16 protein-coding genes and 1 tRNA gene are annotated in these 17,598 nt (G+C 65.0%); 2 read left to right on the top strand and 15 right to left on the bottom strand.

All coding sequences use genetic code 11. The features are described from left to right. Positions 1-168 precede the first annotated feature (168 nt). The 7 genes from pheT to B2R83_RS14290 all read right to left on the bottom strand — a co-directional run bounded on the left by pheT (position 169) and on the right by B2R83_RS14290 (position 7,462). Positions 169-2,595: a phenylalanine--tRNA ligase subunit beta gene (gene pheT / locus B2R83_RS14320; protein ID WP_292042506.1), complete on the bottom strand. Its 2,427-nt coding sequence runs from the start codon at positions 2,593-2,595 to the stop codon at positions 169-171. A gap of 56 nt (positions 2,596-2,651) precedes the next feature. After that, a complete protein-coding gene (pheS, locus tag B2R83_RS14315) occupies positions 2,652-3,668 on the bottom strand; it encodes a phenylalanine--tRNA ligase subunit alpha (RefSeq protein WP_036206904.1) in 1,017 nt (338 codons plus the stop codon). Between the two features lie 138 nt (positions 3,669-3,806). Next, positions 3,807-4,166 carry a 50S ribosomal protein L20 gene (gene rplT / locus B2R83_RS14310; protein ID WP_027865360.1) on the bottom strand — a complete coding sequence of 120 codons (360 nt, stop codon included), beginning with the start codon at positions 4,164-4,166 and terminating at the stop codon, positions 3,807-3,809. 30 nt (positions 4,167-4,196) lie between these two features. Then, the gene (gene rpmI, locus B2R83_RS14305; RefSeq protein WP_026354218.1) at positions 4,197-4,394 is read right to left on the bottom strand and encodes a 50S ribosomal protein L35; all 198 of its coding nucleotides are present in this window, start codon (positions 4,392-4,394) and stop codon (positions 4,197-4,199) included. A 294-nt stretch (positions 4,395-4,688) separates the two neighbouring features. Further along, positions 4,689-5,246 carry a translation initiation factor IF-3 gene (infC, locus tag B2R83_RS14300; RefSeq protein ID WP_370661394.1) on the bottom strand — a complete coding sequence of 186 codons (558 nt, stop codon included), beginning with the start codon at positions 5,244-5,246 and terminating at the stop codon, positions 4,689-4,691. Next, a complete protein-coding gene (gene thrS / locus B2R83_RS14295; RefSeq protein WP_209586339.1) occupies positions 5,246-7,156 on the bottom strand; it encodes a threonine--tRNA ligase in 1,911 nt (636 codons plus the stop codon). Before thrS ends, infC begins: the two co-directional genes overlap by 1 nt. Positions 7,157-7,385: 229 nt before the next feature. Further along, positions 7,386-7,462, bottom strand: a tRNA-Val gene (locus B2R83_RS14290). Positions 7,463-7,585: 123 nt separating this feature from the next. Here B2R83_RS14290 and B2R83_RS14285 point away from each other — a divergent pair. Together B2R83_RS14285 and B2R83_RS14280 are read left to right on the top strand one after the other, a co-directional pair. Further along, a complete protein-coding gene (locus tag B2R83_RS14285; protein ID WP_292042488.1) occupies positions 7,586-8,515 on the top strand; it encodes a cation diffusion facilitator family transporter in 930 nt (309 codons plus the stop codon). Positions 8,516-8,594: 79 nt separating this feature from the next. Continuing rightward, positions 8,595-9,575 carry an NAD(P)/FAD-dependent oxidoreductase gene (locus tag B2R83_RS14280; protein WP_292042485.1) on the top strand — a complete coding sequence of 327 codons (981 nt, stop codon included), beginning with the start codon at positions 8,595-8,597 and terminating at the stop codon, positions 9,573-9,575. On the opposite strand, the gene B2R83_RS14275 is transcribed toward B2R83_RS14280, so the two are convergent. The 8 genes from B2R83_RS14275 to B2R83_RS14240 all read right to left on the bottom strand — a co-directional run bounded on the left by B2R83_RS14275 (position 9,551) and on the right by B2R83_RS14240 (position 17,506). Then, entirely contained in the window at positions 9,551-10,501 is a 951-nt protein-coding gene (locus B2R83_RS14275; protein ID WP_292042484.1) for a sensor domain-containing diguanylate cyclase, read from the bottom strand. The two genes, B2R83_RS14280 and B2R83_RS14275, sit on opposite strands and share 25 nt — an antisense overlap. Before the next feature lie 91 nt (positions 10,502-10,592). Continuing rightward, positions 10,593-11,396: an aminoglycoside 3-N-acetyltransferase gene (gene aac(3) / locus B2R83_RS14270; protein ID WP_292042481.1), complete on the bottom strand. Its 804-nt coding sequence runs from the start codon at positions 11,394-11,396 to the stop codon at positions 10,593-10,595. 112 nt (positions 11,397-11,508) lie between these two features. Beyond that, positions 11,509-12,141, bottom strand: a complete 633-nt coding sequence (locus B2R83_RS14265; RefSeq protein WP_292042480.1) for a hypothetical protein — start codon at positions 12,139-12,141, stop codon at positions 11,509-11,511. Further along, the gene (locus B2R83_RS14260; RefSeq protein WP_292042478.1) at positions 12,138-13,070 is read right to left on the bottom strand and encodes an MlaD family protein; all 933 of its coding nucleotides are present in this window, start codon (positions 13,068-13,070) and stop codon (positions 12,138-12,140) included. The genes B2R83_RS14265 and B2R83_RS14260 overlap by 4 nt, the downstream gene beginning before the upstream one ends. A 14-nt stretch (positions 13,071-13,084) precedes the next feature. Further along, a complete protein-coding gene (locus B2R83_RS14255) occupies positions 13,085-13,891 on the bottom strand; it encodes an MlaE family ABC transporter permease (RefSeq protein WP_292042475.1) in 807 nt (268 codons plus the stop codon). Between the two features lie 78 nt (positions 13,892-13,969). Next, positions 13,970-16,222 carry a RelA/SpoT family protein gene (locus B2R83_RS14250; RefSeq protein WP_292042472.1) on the bottom strand — a complete coding sequence of 751 codons (2,253 nt, stop codon included), beginning with the start codon at positions 16,220-16,222 and terminating at the stop codon, positions 13,970-13,972. A gap of 20 nt (positions 16,223-16,242) precedes the next feature. Further along, on the bottom strand, positions 16,243-16,593 hold the full coding sequence (locus B2R83_RS14245; RefSeq protein ID WP_036206866.1) for a RidA family protein: 351 nt from the start codon (positions 16,591-16,593) through the stop codon (positions 16,243-16,245). 31 nt (positions 16,594-16,624) lie between these two features. Further along, entirely contained in the window at positions 16,625-17,506 is an 882-nt protein-coding gene (locus B2R83_RS14240) for an alpha/beta fold hydrolase (protein WP_292042744.1), read from the bottom strand. Positions 17,507-17,598 lie beyond the last annotated feature (92 nt).

The following is a 17,598-nucleotide window of genomic DNA, read 5'->3' as shown; positions in this document are numbered from 1 at the left end:
CGCGCCACTTGTGTCGCGCGATGCAGATCGGCCGCCAGCGCTTCCTGGAACACGGCCGAATCAACGTCGTTGTTATTAATTTTGAAGCCCTACCTTCAAGAAACGATGTTTTGGAACGATATGACATGCTTTACCAGGGCGCTCTGTTGGAACGCCCCGTAAAACACATCATGCACGCAGCTTTGCGCCGACTTTTTCTTGTGCCGCACGGGCCACGGCCGCCATGATGGCGTCCACCGCGTCGTCCTGCAGCGTCGATTGAGTATCTTGCAAGCCAAAGCGGAAAGCAAGGCTTTTTTCATCCGTCTCCAGGCCCTTGCCGCGGTATTCATCAAACAAAACAACGGCTTGCACGATCTTTCCGCCAGGATTCGCAGCGATCTCGGCATGGAAGCAATCGAGCACCTCCTGGGCCGCGACGCCCTGCTTGACCACCAGCGCCAGGTCGCGCGTGGCGCCCGGGAACTTCGAAATCTCGGCGTAAGCCGGCACGCTGCGCTGGCGCAGCGCCTCGGCATCGACTTCGAACACGACCGGCGCCTGCGGCAGGTCGTACTTCTGCAGCCAGCGCGGGTGCAGCTCGCCGATGAAGCCGATTTGCTTGCCATCCAGCTCGACGAAGGCGCTGCGGCCCGGATGCAGGGCCGGATGCTCGCCCTTCACGAAGCGCAGCACGCTTGGTGCGAACAGGGCCTCGAGGTCGGCCTTGACGTCGAAGAAGTCGACCTGGCGGGTCTTTTCGCCCCACTGCTCGTCATTGACCGGGCCGTAGGCCATGGCGGCGACATGCTTGGGCTGCTCGAAACCGGCCACCGACAGCGGACCGTCGACTACCGCCGCGTTACGCTTGAACACGGCGCCGACTTCGAACACGCGAACGCGGCCGGCCTTGCGGTTGACGTTGTAGCGCACGTTGGCCAGCAGGCTGCCCACCAGGTTCGAGCGCATCACGCTCATCTGGCTGGCGATCGGGTTCTGCAGGCGGATCGGGTCCGCGTTGGCGGCGAAGTCCTGCTCCCACTGGGCTTCCACGAAGCTCATGTTGACGGTTTCCTGGTAGCCCAGGTCGGCCAGCTGATGGCGGATCGCGAACAGCGAGCGGGTGTTCTCCGGCTCGATCAGCATCGCGGTCGGCGCAACCGGTGGGCGGGTCGGGATGTTCTCGAAACCGTACACGCGCGCGACTTCCTCGATCAGGTCTTCCTCGATCTCGATGTCGAAGCGGTAGGACGGCGAGGTGACGTGGAAGACACCGGCGTCGAAGGTGAACGGCAGCTGCAGGCGCGTGAAGATGTCGGCAACCACGTCATCGGTCAGCGGCACGCCGATCACCTTGGCGGCGCGGGCGGTGCGCATCGCGACCGGCTTTGGCTGCGGCAAGTTGACCGACTGATCGTCGACCGGACCCACTTTCGTCTCCGCGGTGCCGCAGATCTCGACGATCAGCGCGGTGATGCGTTCGATGTGTTCGACCGTGGTCGCGTAATCCACGCCGCGCTCGAAACGGTGCGCCGCATCGGTCGAGAAGTTGTACTTGCGGGCGCGGCCCTGGATGGCGTTCGGCCACCAGAACGCGGCTTCCAGGTAGATGTCCGTGGTATCGAGGGTGACGGCGGTGGAGTCGCCGCCCATGATGCCGGCCAGCGATTCGATCTCCTTGTCGTCGGCGATCACGCCGACCCACTCGTCGACCTCGATGGTGTTGCCGTTCAGGAGCTTGAGGGTTTCTCCCTTCTTGCCCCAGCGGATGTCCAGGCCGCCGTGGATCTTGGACAGGTCGAACACGTGCGAGGGACGGCCGACTTCCAGCATCACGTAGTTCGAGATGTCGACCAGGGCCGACACCGAACGCTGGCCGCTGCGCTCGAGGCGCTGCTTCATCCAGTCCGGGGTGGCGGCGCGCGCGTTCAGGCCGCGGATGACGCGGCCCGAGAAGCGGCCGCACAGGTCCGGCGCCGAGATCTTCACCGGCAGGGTCTCGTCGAGGTTGACGGCGACCTGCTTGGTGGTCGGCACGTGCAGCGGGGTGCCGGTCAGGGCCGCCACTTCGCGCGCCACGCCCAGCACCGACAGGCAGTCGGCCTTGTTCGGGGTCAGCTTGATGGTGAACTTCAGGTCGTCCAGGCCGAGGTAGTCGCGGATGCTTGCTCCGACCGGTGCGTCCGCCGGCAGCTCCATCAGGCCGCTGCTCTCTTCCGAGATCTTCAGTTCCTTGGCCGAGCACATCATGCCCTGCGACTCGACGCCGCGGAGTTTACCGACCTTGATCGCGAAAGGCTTGCCGTCGGCGCCCGGCGGCAGCACGGCGCCGGCCTTGGCGCAGATCGCCTTCATGCCGGCGCGCACGTTCGGGGCGCCGCACACGATGTTGAGCAGGGTGCCGCTGCCGACGTCTACCTGGCAGACGTTCAGGCGGTCGGCGTCCGGGTGCTTGGCGACTTCCTTCACCTCGGCCACCACCACGTTGGTGAACGGCGGCGCGACCGCTTCGACTTCCTCGACTTCGAGGCCGGACATGGTCAGGAGGTGGGACAGCTCACTCGAGGTCATCTTCGGATCGACCATGGAACGGAGCCAGTTTTCGGAGAATTGCATGTTCTTTTTACCTTGTAACCGCGTTTATGACTGGGCGTACTGAATCAGCGACCGTATTAATTAAACTGCTTCAGGAATCGCAGGTCGCCTTCGTAGAACAGGCGCAGGTCGTTGATCCCGTAACGCAGCATGGTCAGGCGCTCGAGGCCGGAGCCGAAGGCGAAGCCGATGAACCGTTCCGGATCGAGGCCGAAATTACGTACGACGGTCGGGTGGACCTGCCCTGCCCCCGACACTTCCAGCCAGCGGCCCTTGAGCGGACCGGAGCCGAAGGCAATGTCGATCTCGGCCGACGGTTCGGTGAACGGGAAGTAGGACGGACGGAAGCGCACCTCCAGGTCCTCGGTCTCGAAGAAGGCCTTGACGAAGTTCAGGTACACGCCCTTGAGGTCGGCGAAGCTGATGTCCTCGCCGATCCACAGGCCTTCGACCTGGTGGAACATCGGCGAGTGGGTGGCGTCGCTGTCGACGCGGTAGGTACGGCCCGGCGCGATCACCTTGATCGGCGGGGTATGGGTGCGCGCGTAGCGCACCTGCATCGGGCTGGTGTGGGTGCGCAGCAGCAGCGGCTTGCCGGTGCTGTCATTGCCTTCGATGTAGAAGGTGTCCTGCATCGAACGGGCCGGGTGGTTTTCCGGGCTGTTCAGTGCGGTGAAGTTGGTCCAGTCGGTTTCGATCTCGGGGCCGTCGGCCACGTCGAAGCCGATCGAGCGGAAGATTTGCTCGACACGTTCCCAGGTACGCATCACCGGGTGGATGCCGCCCTTGGCGCGGCCGCGGCCCGGCAGGGTCACGTCGATGGCTTCCAGGTTCAGGCGCGCTTCCAGCTGGGCGTTGGCCAGGGCGTCGCGGCGGGCGGTCAGTGCCTGTTCGATTTTTTCTTTGGCGGCATTGATCAGGGCGCCCTGCGCCTTGCGCTGTTCAGGGTCGAGCTTGCCCAGGCCCTTCATCAGGTCGGTGACCTGGCCGGTCTTGCCCAGGTATTTGGCTTTTGCATTTTCGAGCGCGGCGGCGTCCGCGGCGGCGGTGAAATCAGCCTGGGCCGAGGAGACGAGATCTTCCAGCGATTGCATGCTTGTTCTTTTCCTGTTTAGGTGGCGGCAGGAGCCACAATCAAAAACGGGGCACAAGGTGATTTACCGTGTGCCCCGCTCTTTTCGCGCAAGGCTCAGTAAAGAGCCCTGCGCTGGTCTTGCTAGCTAACTGACTGATTAGGCAGCCAGCTTGGCCTTGGCGGCGGTGACAATCGCGGCGAATGCCGGCTTGTCGTGCACTGCCATGTCGGCCAGGACTTTACGGTCCAGTTCAATCCCGGACTTCTTCAGGCCGTTCATGAAGGCGCTGTAGGTCATGCCGTGCGAACGCGATGCCGCGTTGATACGGGTGATCCACAGGGCGCGGAAGACGCGCTTCTTGTTACGACGGTCGCGGTAGGCGTACTGGCCAGCGCGCATGACTGCTTGCTTGGCAATACGGAATACCTTGCTGCGACGGCCGCGGTAGCCTTTGGCAAGTTCAAGGACTTTCTTGTGACGGGCACGTGCAGTAACCCCACGTTTTACTCGAGGCATGGTAGCTCCCTTTGTATATGATTAGTGAGATTAAGCGGAAGGCATCATGCGGTAGACGCTCGTCACGTCCGATGCATTGATGTTACGGGTGCCGCGCAGTTGACGCTTGTTTTTGGTGGTCTTCTTGGTCAGGATGTGACGCTTGAACGCCATACCCGACTTGACGGTACCACCCGGACGCACGCGAAAACGCTTCTTCGCGGAGCTTTTGGTTTTCATTTTTGGCATAGTATTCTGCCCTTTTACAGGCAGCCTCTATACGACAGGATTGCAGGTGGCGGCAACGCCGCTCTTGGATGCCTGCTTTCACTTGTCTTGCAGCCGACGCCACTTCCTGTCGACTACAACCTGTTTGTTAAAAACAGGAACCGCAGATGATAGCACAGGTTTGCGGGGAATTGTTGGGGCGGCGCCAGGGTTTTGTCGCCGAGTCCGACGAAGCGCACAAACGAACGCAGGCCGGGCCAGGCGCAGCTCACGCTGGCGCCCGGACCCGGCCCATTCATCTGACGGCGCGAAGAATTACTTCTTCTTCTTCGGCGCGACCACCATGATCATCTGGCGACCCTCGAGCTTCGGGAACTGCTCGACCTGGCCGTATTCCTCCAGGTCGCCGCGCAGGCGCTCGAGCATGCGCATGCCGATGTCCTGGTGCGCCATTTCACGGCCGCGGAAGCGCAGCGTGATCTTGGTCTTGTCGCCGTCTTCCAGGAACTTGATGAGGTTGCGCAGCTTGATGCTGTAGTCGCCCTCATCGGTACCCGGACGGAACTTGACTTCCTTGACCTGGATGATCTTCTGCTTCAGCTTGGCTTCGTGCGCCTTCTTCTGCTCGGAGTACTTGAACTTGCCGTAGTCCATCAGGCGGCAGACCGGCGGGACCGCGTTCGGCGCGATCTCGACCAGGTCGACGTTCTTTTCCTCGGCCATGCGGAACGCTTCCGCCAGGCTCACGATGCCCAGCGGTTCGTTGTCCACACCGTTCAGGCGCATTTCGGGATGGGTGATCTCGCCGTTGATGCGATGCTGTTTGTCAGTAGCTATGTCGTTTCCTTTGAAAGTATTGATTGAGGCCGGGATTATTTCGCCTTGGCGGCAACTTCGCCAACCAGGCGCTCCACGAGCGCGTCGACCGGCATCACGCCGAGATCGACATTGCCGCGGGCACGTACGGCCACCGTATTTGCTTCACGTTCTTTATCGCCAACAACCAGAATGTACGGCAGTTTTTGGACAGAATGCTCGCGAATTTTATAAGTAATCTTCTCGTTCCGCAAATCAGCGTGAACGCGGATGCCCGCCGCGCGCAGCTTGGCTTCGACCTGCTTCACATAATCTGCTTGCGCATCCGAGATATTCAAGACCGCGACCTGCACCGGAGCCAGCCACAGCGGCAGCGCACCGGCGTAGTTCTCGATCAGGATGCCGATGAAGCGCTCCATCGAACCGACGATCGCACGGTGCAGCATGACCGGCACCTTGCGGGTGTTGTCTTCCGCAACATATTCGGCGCCCAGGCGGCCCGGCATCGAGAAGTCGACCTGCATGGTGCCGACCTGCCATGGACGGCCCAGGCTGTCCTTCAGGTGGTACTCGATCTTCGGGCCGTAGAAGGCGCCCTCGCCCGGCAGTTCGGTCCATTCCACGCCGCAGCCGCGCAGCGCCGAACGCAGGGCCTCTTCGGCCTGGTCCCACACTTCGTCGGAACCGATGCGGTTTTCCGGACGCAGGGCGATCTTGACGTCGATATTCTCGAAGCCGAAGTCCTCGTAGACCTTCATCGCCTGGGCGTGGAAGGCCACCACCTCGGGAGCGATCTGCTCTTCGGTACAGAACACGTGGCCGTCGTCCTGGGTGAAGCCGCGCACGCGCATCAGGCCGTGCAGCGCGCCCGAGGACTCGTTGCGGTGGCACTGGCCGAACTCGCCGTAGCGCAGCGGCAGGTCGCGGTAGGAACGCAGGCCGGCGTTATAGATCTGCACGTGGCCCGGGCAGTTCATCGGCTTCAGGGCGTAGGTGCGGTTTTCCGACTCGGTCGTGAACATGTTTTCACGATAGTTGTCCCAGTGGCCGGTCTTCTGCCACAGGGTGACGTCGATGATCTGCGGCGCCTTGACTTCGCTGTAGCCGGTGGTTTGATAGGTCTTGCGCATGTACTGCTCGACCTGCTGCCAGATGGTCCAGCCCTTCGGGTGCCAGAAGATCAGGCCCGGCGCTTCGTCCTGGAAGTGGAAGAAGTCCAGCTGCTTGCCCAGCTTGCGGTGGTCGCGCTTCTCGGCCTCTTCCAGCATGTGCAGGTACTGTTCCTGGTCTTCCTTCTTGGTCCAGGCGGTGCCGTACACGCGCTGCAGCATCTCGTTCTTGGAGTCGCCGCGCCAGTAGGCGCCGGCCAGCTTCATCAGCTTGAAGACCTTCAGCTTGCCGGTCGAGGGCACGTGCGGGCCGCGGCACAGGTCGGTGAAACCGCCCTGCTCGTACAGCGACACGTCCTCGTTCGCCGGGATCGAGGCGATGATCTCGGCCTTGTAGTCTTCGCCGATCGACTTGAAGTAGCTGACCGCCTCGTCGCGCGGCAGCACCTTGCGGGTGACCGGCTGGTCCTTCTTGGCCAGCTCCGCCATCTTCTTCTCGATCGCCGCCAGGTCGTCCGGGGTGAACGGACGCTTGTACGAGAAGTCGTAGTAGAAGCCGTTCTCGATGACCGGGCCGATGGTGACTTGCGCTTCCGGGAACAATTCCTTGACGGCGTGCGCCAAGAGGTGGGCGGTCGAGTGGCGGATGACTTCCAGGCCGTCCGGATCGCGGTCGGTGACGATCGCCAGGTCGGCGTCGTCTTCGATCAGGAACGAGGTGTCGACCACCTTGCCGTTGACCTTGCCGGCGAGCGCGGCCTTGGCCAGGCTCGGGGCGATATTCTGGGCCACCTGGGCAACGGTGACCGGGCCGTCAAACTGACGACTGGAACCATCCGGAAGTCGAACGTTGAGCATTGCTGTTCTCCATGTGGCGCAGCGCGCGCCGTTAAATGTTGAAAATATTGAAAGCTAAAAAGTTTGGGCGAAAAAAAACGCGCACTAGGCGCGTTTTCTTCAGTGTTGTCGAGCTTCTTTGGACAAAAGACCACCGTACCGCGTCTAGCGATTCCCCCACAACATAGTCGTAGTTCGCGGTGTCATAACCGTCGGTGCCTTTCTCGCTCTTACAAAGTACTGCGTATTCTGGTGGGCGGTGCAGAATTCGAATCTGCGACCCCTTGGATGTCGACCAAGTATTCTAACCAGCTGAACTAACCGCCCGATGCCGCCATTATAGGGAGCGCACACGCCTTAGGCAAGGCTTGTCACGGAAAAAGTTTCCTGGCGAGCCCGCCTGGCCCGTGGATTACACTAGCAACTTGTACAAATCGCCACGTTTTTACGATGTCAGCCGATCAAGCCGAGCCCTCTTCCGACCACCTGCACGCCCACCTCGACGGTGATGCCAGCCATACCCACGTCATCGAGGGACGCAGCCAGCTGGCCCTCGGGGTCGCGCTCGGCCTGACCCTGCTGTTCGCCGTCATCGAGGTCATTACCGGCTTCATTTCGAACTCGCTGGCCCTGATCTCCGACGCCGGCCACATGGTGACCGACGCCGCCGCCCTCGGCCTGGCGCTGCTGGCCCAGGCCATCGCCAAGCGCCCGCCCTCCTCGCGCCACTCCTTCGGCTTCGTGCGCGCCGAAGCGCTGGCCGCCTTCGTGAACAGCCTCGCCATGCTGGCGCTGGTGGCCTGGATCGCCTGGGAAGCCGTGCAGCGCCTGCTGCACCCGGAACCGGTGCAGGGCGGCGTGGTGCTGGTGGTGGCCGCGATCGGCGCCTCCATCAACCTGCTGGTCGCCTGGATCCTGTCGCGCGACAACCAGAGCATCAACACCCGCGCCGCGCTGGTGAACGTGATGGGCGACCTGCTCGGTTCGATCGCCGCGATCGCCTCCGGCGCCATCATCTACTTCACCGGCTGGCTGCGGGTCGACCCGATCCTGTCGATCTTCGTGGCGATGCTGATCCTGCGTTCCACCAGCGGCATCCTGCGCGAGTCCTACCACTTCCTGATGGAGGGCGTCCCGCACGAGATCGATTATCTCGAAGTCGGCGCCAGCCTGAAGGCGATCGAGGGCGTGCTCGACGTGCACGACCTGCACGTGTGGGACATGTCGCCCGGCCACCCCGCCCTGATCGGCCACCTGGAGATCGCCAGCCTCGAGCAGTGGCCCACCGTGCTGGCCGCGGTACGCGCGATGCTGCGCGAAAAGCACGGCATCGACCACGTGACCCTGCAGCCGGAAGCGGCGGGCGGCAAGTCGCTTTGACACCTTGTAAGCACTCTCTTACCCGCGCCCTGCCCGCACGCCGATATCCGGGACGCTGCCCGGTCAGCATAATCGGCGCATGGACTGTTCACGCACCGTATTCGACACCCTCATCATCGGCGGCGGCCCGGCGGGCCTGACCGCCGGCGTTTACCTGCGCCGCTTCACCCGCCACATCGCCCTGGTCGACAAGGGCAACAGCCGGCTGTCCTGGATTCCCGTCTCGCACAACTACCCCGGCTTTCCGGAAGGTATCAACGGCGTGGCGCTGCTCGAGAACCTGCGCGCCCAGCTGGGCAACTACGGCGGCAGCGTGATGCCCGGCGAGATCCTCGACCTGCGCCTGGAAGACGGCGTGTTCGTCGGCGACTATGTGCCGCAGGATGGCGGCGAACCCTGCCAGATCCGGGCGCTGACGGTGCTGCTGGCCACCGGCGTGGCCGACGCCGGCATGCCGGTCGAGCGCTGGGACGAGGCGGTGCGCTGCGGCGCGGTGCGCCTGTGCCCGGTGTGCGACGGCTGGGACGTGATCGACAAGCGCGTCGGCGTGGTCACCTCCGAGGTCAATCCGGTCGGGCACGCCCTGTTCATGCGCACCTTCAGCGCCGACGTGCTGCTGTTCGAGCGCGGCCCGGTGTCGACCATCAACGACGAGGACCGCCAGCGCCTGGCCGCCGCCAACGTGCGCTACATCGATTCGCCGCTGGCCGGCGTGAGCATGAGCGAGGACATGAAGCCGATCCTGCATACCAAGGACGGCGAAGACTATCACTGCGACGTGTTCTACCCGATGCTGGGCGAGAACGCGCGCTCCGACCTGGCCAGCTCGCTCGGGGCGGAAACCGTCGAGTGCCGCAAGCTGCTGGTGGACGACCATTGCCGCACCTCGGTGCCGGGGCTGTTCGCGGTGGGCGACGTCACGCGCGGACTGAACCAGATCGCGGTGGCGACCGGACAGGCGGCGCTGGCGGCGACGACCATCCACAACATGCTGCCGTGGGCGCTGCGGCCCGCGCTGGAACAGGCCTCGCCGGATCAGGCCTCGCTGTCGCAGACCTGATCGCGCCCGGCCGACTTTGCCTGGTACAGGCGGCGGTCGATGCGGTCGAGGAAGACCTCGGCCCGGTCCTGCTTGCCTGGCACGATGGTGCCGGCGCCGATACTGACCGTGACCAGGCGCCCCACGCCTGAACGCGCGTGCGCCAGCTCCTTCTGCGCCAGCAGCCGGCGGCAGCGCTCCGCCACATTGCGGGCCGCCTCCGCATCGGTCGCCGGCAGCAACAGCACGAATTCCTCGCCGCCCAGGCGCGCGCACAGGTCGCGCGAGCGCGACGCTCCGGCGTCGAGCACCGCGGCCACCTGGCGCAGGCATTCGTCGCCCTGCATGTGGCCGTAGTAATCGTTGTACTGCTTGAAGTAGTCGACGTCGACCACCAGCAGCGACAGGGGCTCCCCGGTCGCATGCGCCTTGGCCCATTCGACCGGGTACAGGGTGTCGAACATGCGGCGGTTGGCCACGCCGGTGAGGCTGTCGCGGTAGGACAGCACCTCGAGCTCGCGCTGCAACTGCAGGATCTTGTCTTCCGCCTGCTTGCGCGCCGTGATGTCGAACATGAAGCCGACCAGCGCCTCGACGCTGCCGTCGGGACGGCGCAGCACGTGCACCACGTCGCGGATCCAGACGTAGTCGCCGTCGCGGGTCAGCGCGCGGTAATCGGCCTCGTGGTCCACGCCCTGCTTCGACTGGGCGACGCAGAAGTCGACGGTCTTCTGGCGGTCGTCCTCGTGCATGCGCGCAGCCCAGTCGTCGACCGACTGCCAGCTGGACGGACTCCAGCCGAGCAGCGCCTCGATCTGCGGACCGATATAGGTGAAGCGCATGGTGGCCCAGTCGATGCGCCAGGGGATGGCCTTGGTCGATTCGAGCAGGGTGCGGTAGACGCCGGCATCGTCGCAGGCGAAGGCTTGGGAAGCAGGATCGGTCATGGCGCGTATGCTGACTAGGTACGCTTCAATTGTGCACCGGAAATTATCGTTTGCGCCAGGCCGGGAAAAGTTTATTGGGGCCGGCCGCGGCTCATTTCCGGTTCACATGGCGCCGCTCGAGCCAGGCCTGGCCGAAACGGACAATGTCGTTCGCATCGATTAGCCGGGCTGCTGCGCGGCCCACCTGCCCTTCCCGATGCCGTCCGAGCGCAAGATAGTCGCGCGCGATCCGCTCGACCGCATCGGCCTGGCCGGGTTGCGCGTACTCGTCCAGAATGCCGTTCGAGTCCCAGTCCGAGGCCGTCACCCAGACGCGCTTGCCTTCCTCATCCAGCACGGGCATCGAATAGCTGACGCGGCGCTTGCCGGGAATCCGCGCCACCGCTTCGGCATAGTGCAAGGCGGTAATGGCGTCCGGACCCGCGCCGATCGACAGGATCTTGCCGCGCTTGTGCAACAGACGCTCGATCGGCGAACCCGGACCATAGGCGCTGTCCATGGGATGGGGAGCGACCAGCCAGAGCGCATCGGCGCCGATCGCCGCCATCGAGGCATCCGGGTGCGCGCTGCGCCGGCATCCCGGGTGCATCCGGATGAACTCGTTGAAGGCGCCGAACCCGGGATAGGTCGGCGCGTGGGCGGGATCGAATGCCGGCCAGCTGTCGCGCACGGCGTCCGGAATGGCAGCCTGTCCGAGTGTCTCCTCGTACGGCGAGTCGCTCCAGGAGACGTAGGCCATCAGGTTGCCCTCCGCGCCGACGCAGGCCAGGATCGCTTCGAGCAGGGCCGCCGGGCCGCCAGCGAGAGGCCCGACGGCGCGCAGCGAGACGTGCGTCATGACCGCATCGCCACGGCCGACGCCAAGCGCCGTCAGTTGGCGGATCAAGATGTCCATGAGTAATACGTCGGGACGCTGCATGTGCGCTCCTCGGCAAGCGCTCAAGGCTCGAGGTGCAGGCTTGTGCCGCCCAGTTCCTGATACATGCGCTTGACCGGCGGTCCGCGCCTCAAGCTTGCCCCGAGGCCAACGCGATCCGGCGCCGGATGCGCTGCACTTCCTGCGCATCGCCGGCCGCCTCGGCGCGCTGCGCCTGCACCCCAAGCCAGGCCAGCAGCGGCCGGCGCCAGCCCTGGTCCGAGGCCGTGTCGATGGCCTGCACGATGCCTTCCGGGCTGATGCGCCCGGCCTTGAAGGCGGCGCCGGCGGCCACCAGGCGCGCCAGCGGATCGGCCACGGCGGCGACCTGGCCGGTGGCGACGACGGATTGGTGCTGCCCGGGCAGCAGCGCCACGTTCAAGCCCTCCCAGCGGCCGTAGAGATAGTCGGCGTAGGCGCGCTGTTCCGGCGTGGCCTCCGCCGCCAGCTTCGCATAGCCCGGGCAGTCGTCGAAGTCGAGGCTGGCTACCTGTGCGGCGCAGCGCACCAGTTCGACCTGGGCCACATGATCGGCGCGGCCGGTGCTGGCGGTGGCCGTACGCGCAGTGCGGAACTCCGCGGCCGCGGCCGCGGTGTGCCCTTTCAGGTAATCCTCGACGGAGCCGTCGAGGGCGCCCTTGGCATCAAGCTGCCAGTCGGGCGGCAGCGGTTTGCTGGCGCAGGCCGCCAGCATGGCCACGACGAGGAAAGCATAGACTCTCATGGCAGCTTGATCTCCTGGTTGCTGCGGGCGAAGGGCCACTTGCGGTTGATCTCGTCCACCAGGCGGTTCACCTTGCGCAGGCTGGCGTCGACCTCGCCGCGCAGCGCGCCCAGGTCCTGGGTGGCCACACGCGCGTTGGCGCCAACGGCCTGGGCCTCGACCAGCACCGCGTCCACCTTCTTGAGCGTGGTGCTGGCATCGGCAAGCACCACGTGCAGCTGGCGGATCGCCACCTGGGCGTCGTCCATCACGCCGTTCTTGCCGTAGACGCGCTGCTCGGTCTTGCCCAGCAGGGAGTTGATGCGGTCGAGCGCTTCGCGCAGCTTGCGCGCCTCGGCATCGCCGCCCATCACGCCGCCCAGCACCCCGCCGGGGCCGTTCAGGCGACCGGTGACGGCATTGATGTTGGCCAGGCTGGCGTTGATGTCGGAATCGTTCGCCGTCATGGTCTCCAGGTTTTCCAGCAGCGCCCTGGCGGTGGCGACGATGCGCGGGATCTCGGCGGTGGCGTCGCCGCGCAGCACCTGGCGGGTGGCGCCGGGGGGCAGCGGCGGATCGTTCAGCACGCCGGTAAAGGCGCGCAGGCGGGTTTCGCCGACGATGCTCGACTCCAGCGTGAACACGCTCGAGGTGCGCAGCCACTTGGCGTCCTTGCTCTGCACGTCGACCAGGATGCGCACCTTGCCCTCGGGCGAGAGCTCGACCTGGCTGACGCGCCCGATCGGAAAGCCGGCGAAGCTCATGTCCATGCCGGGGATGACGCCGGACGAGTCGTCGGTTTCCAGGACCAGGCGCTGGGTCGGCTCGAACACCCCGCGCGCGTGCATCACATAGCCGAAGAAGGCGACGACCAGGATGCCGATCGCCGCCAGGAGGATCATCGCCTTGAGTTCGACATGTTTCGGTTCGTCCGGCAAAGGTTCGGTCATGGCTTCCTATTCTTTTAAATATATTTCAGCGCCAGCGAGGCGGCCTCGATCACCAGCAGCACAAACAACAGGCGCAGCGCGCCCGGCTGCACGGTGGAATGCACGCGGCGCGGATAGCGCTGCAGCTCGAGGATGGCGGCGGTCGGGATCAGGGCCACGGCCAGGCCGAAGAACACGGTCTTGAGCACGAAGCCGATCGTCACCGTGGGCGAGAACACGCGGCCGACGGTGCGGGTGTAGTCCGTGATCCCCCAGGGCAGCAGGCCGTACACGTTCAGGTAGGCCAGCACCAGCACGATGGTGCTGGTGACCATGGCCAGGCTGGTCACCGCGACCGAGTTCGCCAGCAGCTGCGGCACCATGTCGCGCCGCAGGCGGCGCAGGGCTTCGTCGTTGGCGGCCTGCGGCGACAGGCCGGCGCGCGCCAGCCCGAGGGCCGACGCGTCGAAGGCCATGCTGGCGCGCAGGGCCACGAACATCGCGGCGGAGAGGGGAATCAGTTCCAGCACCAGCACCCGCACCACCATCTCGAGCGCGAAATGCGACAGCCCGTAGCTCTTGGCCGTGACCAGCACGATGCGGATGATGACCAGGCTGATCAGAGCCGAGGCCAGCGAGAACCCCGGCAGCACCTGCCAGGTGCTGGCATAGATGTGGCGCGCGGCCGCCAGCCGGTTGGCGCGGTTGTAGGTCGAGGGCGACAGCGCCATCACCAGCGCGACCGCGCCCAGGTGCACCATGTACCACCAGCTGCGCAGGTAGCGCAGCAACGCGAGGCCCCACAGGCTCGGGTTGGCGTAGAGGTTGAGGGTTCGGCGCATGGTGTCAATATGATACAAATTTTGGTGGATATGCCCGTTTTTTGTATCGAATCGATACCGGCGGCAGCGCGAACCCCGTCATTGGCGGCGCGCCTCCATCACCCCCTTCACTTCCGCGATTGCCGCCAGCGCCTTGTTCAGTTGCCCGGTGGACCCGATCTCCGCCGTGAAGACCATGCGCGCCTGCCCCTTGCTGCTCTGCGTGTTCACGCCGATCACGTTGATCTTCTCGCGCATGAACACGTCCGAGATATCGCGCAGCAGTCCCTGCCGGTCCATCGCCAGGATGAACAGGTCGACCGGATACACGGTCTCCAGCCCGGCCGAACCCCACTCGGTCTGGATCACCCGCTCCGGCGCCTTGGCGCGCATCTCGGCGAAGTTCTTGCAGCTGAGGCGGTGGATCGAGACGCCCTTGCCGCGCGTGACGAAGCCGCAGATCGGGTCCGGCGGCGCCGGCTTGCAGCACTTGGCCAGCATGGTCATCAGGCCCTCGGTGCCGACCACCAGCACGCCCGACTTGGCGCCCTGCTCCACGCTCGAGGCGCGGCTCTTGTTGACCACCGCCTCGTCGATGGGCGGCGGCGCTTCCACCGTGTCGTGCAGGGCCGCTTCCACGTGGCGCAGGCTGAACTTCTCCTTGCCGACCTGAATGAACAGCTCGTCGACCTTGGCAAAGCCGAGCTTTTGCGCCAGCGCTTCCAGGTTGACGGCGGTCTTGCCCTCGCGCTGGAGCGATTTTTCGACCAGCGCGCGCCCCTGGGCCAGGGTCTCGGCCTGTTCCTGCGCGTGGAACCAGGCCCGGATCTTCGATCGGGTCCGGCTGCTGACCGTATAGCCCGGACTGAGCCAGTCGCGCGACGGCCCCTGGGTGCCGGTCGGCCCCTTGGCGGTGATGATCTCGCAGGTCTGGCCGTTGCGCAAAGGCGTGTTCAGCGGCACCATCGCGCCATCGATCTTGGCGCCGCGGCAGCGGTGGCCCACCTCGCTGTGCAGGTGATAGGCAAAGTCGATCGGGGTTGCGCCCTGCGGCAGTTCCAGCACCCGCGCCTGCGGAGTCAGGACGAAGATGCGGTCGTCCAGGGTGGCGGCCTTGAGCTTTTCGACCCATTCCTTCTGCAGGTCTTCCTGGCCGGCGACCACGTCGGCCACGTCGCTCTTCCAGGCCAGCAGCTGGCGCAGCCAGGCGATCCTCTCGTCGTATTTCTGGCTCTTGAAGTTGGAGCCGCCCTCTTCCTTGTAGCGCCAGTGCGCGGCCACGCCGTACTCGGCGAAGTTGTGCATCTCCTGGGTGCGGATCTGCACTTCCAGCGGCCGCCCGTCCTCGGCGGTGACGACCGTGTGCAGCGACTGGTAGCCGTTCGGCTTCGGGCGCGAGATGTAGTCGTCGAATTCCTTCGGGATCGGGGTCCAGATGTTGTGGACGATGCCGAGCACCGTATAGCAGGCCTTGACGTCCTCGACGATCACGCGGAAGGCGCGCACGTCGTACAGCGAGGAGAAATCGAGCTCCTTGCCGCGCATCTTCTTCCAGATGCTGTAGATGTGCTTCGGCCGGCCCGAGACCTCGGCCTTGATGCCGGCGTCGCGCAGTTCCTTTTCCAGCCGGTCGATCGAGGACTGCACGAAGCCTTCGCGCTGCATGCGCTTCTCTTCGAGCATCCTGGCGATCTGCTTGTAGGCGTCCGGCTCGATGAAGCGGAAGGACAGGTCTTCCAGCTCCCACTTGAGCTGCCAGATGCCGAGCCGGTTGGCCAGCGGCGCATAGAATTCGAGCACCTCGCGGCCATAGGCGCGGGTGACCTCGTCGAAGCGCTTCTGCTCCGAGAAATAGCGCAGGCTGGCGGCGCAGGCGGCCAGGCGCATCAGCACCACGCGCATGTCCGAGGCCATCGCCAGCAGCATCTTGCGCAGGGTCTCGACCTGGGCGGCGGCCTGCTGGGCAGCGTTCTTGCCCGCATTTTTCGCTTCCGCCACCTGGTCCTTGCCGGCGGTGAGGTCGCGCAGCTTGACCAGCTGGTACACGCCCTGCACCAGGTCGGACACTTCCTTGCCGAAGCGCTCCTCGAGCGAGCCCGCCACCGCCGGATCCATCATCGCCAGCTCGAACAGCAGGCCGGCGATGCGGGTTTCGGCGTCGGTGCGCAGCACCGCCAGCGTGCCGGCCACGCCGAGCGAGAACTCGAACGCATCCTGGCCCGTGCCGGCCCTGCGCTCGCCGTACATGCTGCTGGCGTAGTCGAGCGCCGTCTGGACCCGCGCGCAGTCTTCCACGCTGAGTCCCTGGACCAGCTGGGTGCTGGCGTCACCGAGTAGAACGCTTGATACCATCTAGCTTGTATGCCTCCGACTCAGCGCAGTGCGGCGGTGATGCAGACCTCGACCAGGCATGCGGGATTGGCCAGCTTGGCCTCGACGGTGGCGCGCGGCGGGGTGTGGCCCTGCGGCACCCACTCGTCCCAGACGCTGTTCATGCCGGCAAAGTGCTCCATGCTCGAAATGAAGATCTGGCACATCAGCACGCAGGACTTGTCGCTGCCGGCTTCGTTCAGCAGGCGGTCGACGTGGCCCAGCACCTCGCGCATCTGGCCTTCGATGCCCTGGGTGGTGTCTTCGGCGATCTGGCCGGCCAGGTAGACGGTGCCGTTGTGGATGGCGGTTTCGGACAGGCGCTTGCCTACGTGGAGTCGTTTGATTTCCATAGCTGCTTTCTCATAAAACGTGGCGGAAGCCTCATGCTCCGCCGACTAAAAATTCGCGTGCGATCGCGATCTGGTCCGCACGCACGAAGGTGGGCGCATGGCCCACGCCCGGGATCTCGACCAGGCGCGGCTTCGGTCCGCGCGTGCACATCTCCAGGGCCGTCTCGCGCGACAGCAGGTCGGACTGCTCGCCGCGCACGAGCAAGGTCGGGCAGCGGATCGCATCCCAGGCCGCCCACAGCTGGGCTTCGTCGCCGGCCGCGCGTTCCGGCGTGATGGCGCGAAAAGGCTGGGCCAGGCCGAGGTCGTAATGGCGCACCCACTGCCCGCCCGGCTCCTGGCGCAGCACGTCGCTGGCCAGCTTGAACCATTCTTCCTCGGTGTGCGGGCCGAAGGACATCGACACGGCTTTCACGTAGGCCGCGCCGGTGTCGAAGTCGGGGAAGCGGATGTCCTGGCCGATGTACTCGCCGATGCGGGCCAGCGCGCCCTGGTCCAGCACCGGACCGATGTCGTTGAGGACCAGTTTGCGGATCGGGCTGTCTTCGAGCGAGGCCAGGATCATGCCGATCAGGCCGCCCATCGAGGTGCCGAACCAGTGCACCCCGAGCGTGTCGTCCTGGGTAACGCGCGCAATCAGCGTGACCATGTCGGCAACATACTGCGGCACCGTGTAGTACTCCGGATCGCGCAGGCGGCCGGAGCGGCCGCGGCCGACCACGTCCGGGCAGACCACACGGTATTCGTCGCTCAGTGCCCGCGCCAGACCATCGAAGTCGTCGGCCACGCGCGTGACGCCGTGCACGCAGACCAGCACCTTCGGATTCGCGGGGTCGCCCCACTCCTTGTAGGCCATGCGGTGCAGGCCGGCGGGCGAACTGCACTGCACGCTTTTCAATCTGGATTCGCCGATTTGCACCTTCGCCCCCGCTCAGTCAAGACAATATTGGTTACTTTGCATCGCAACACGCCATTTTACTTGGCATTGCCATTAGAATTCTACCA

Source organism: Massilia sp. UBA6681 (genome assembly GCF_002454935.1).
Classification (GTDB): Bacteria; Pseudomonadota; Gammaproteobacteria; order Burkholderiales; family Burkholderiaceae_D; genus Telluria; species Telluria varians.
This window is presented reverse-complemented; position numbering and strand designations above follow the sequence as displayed.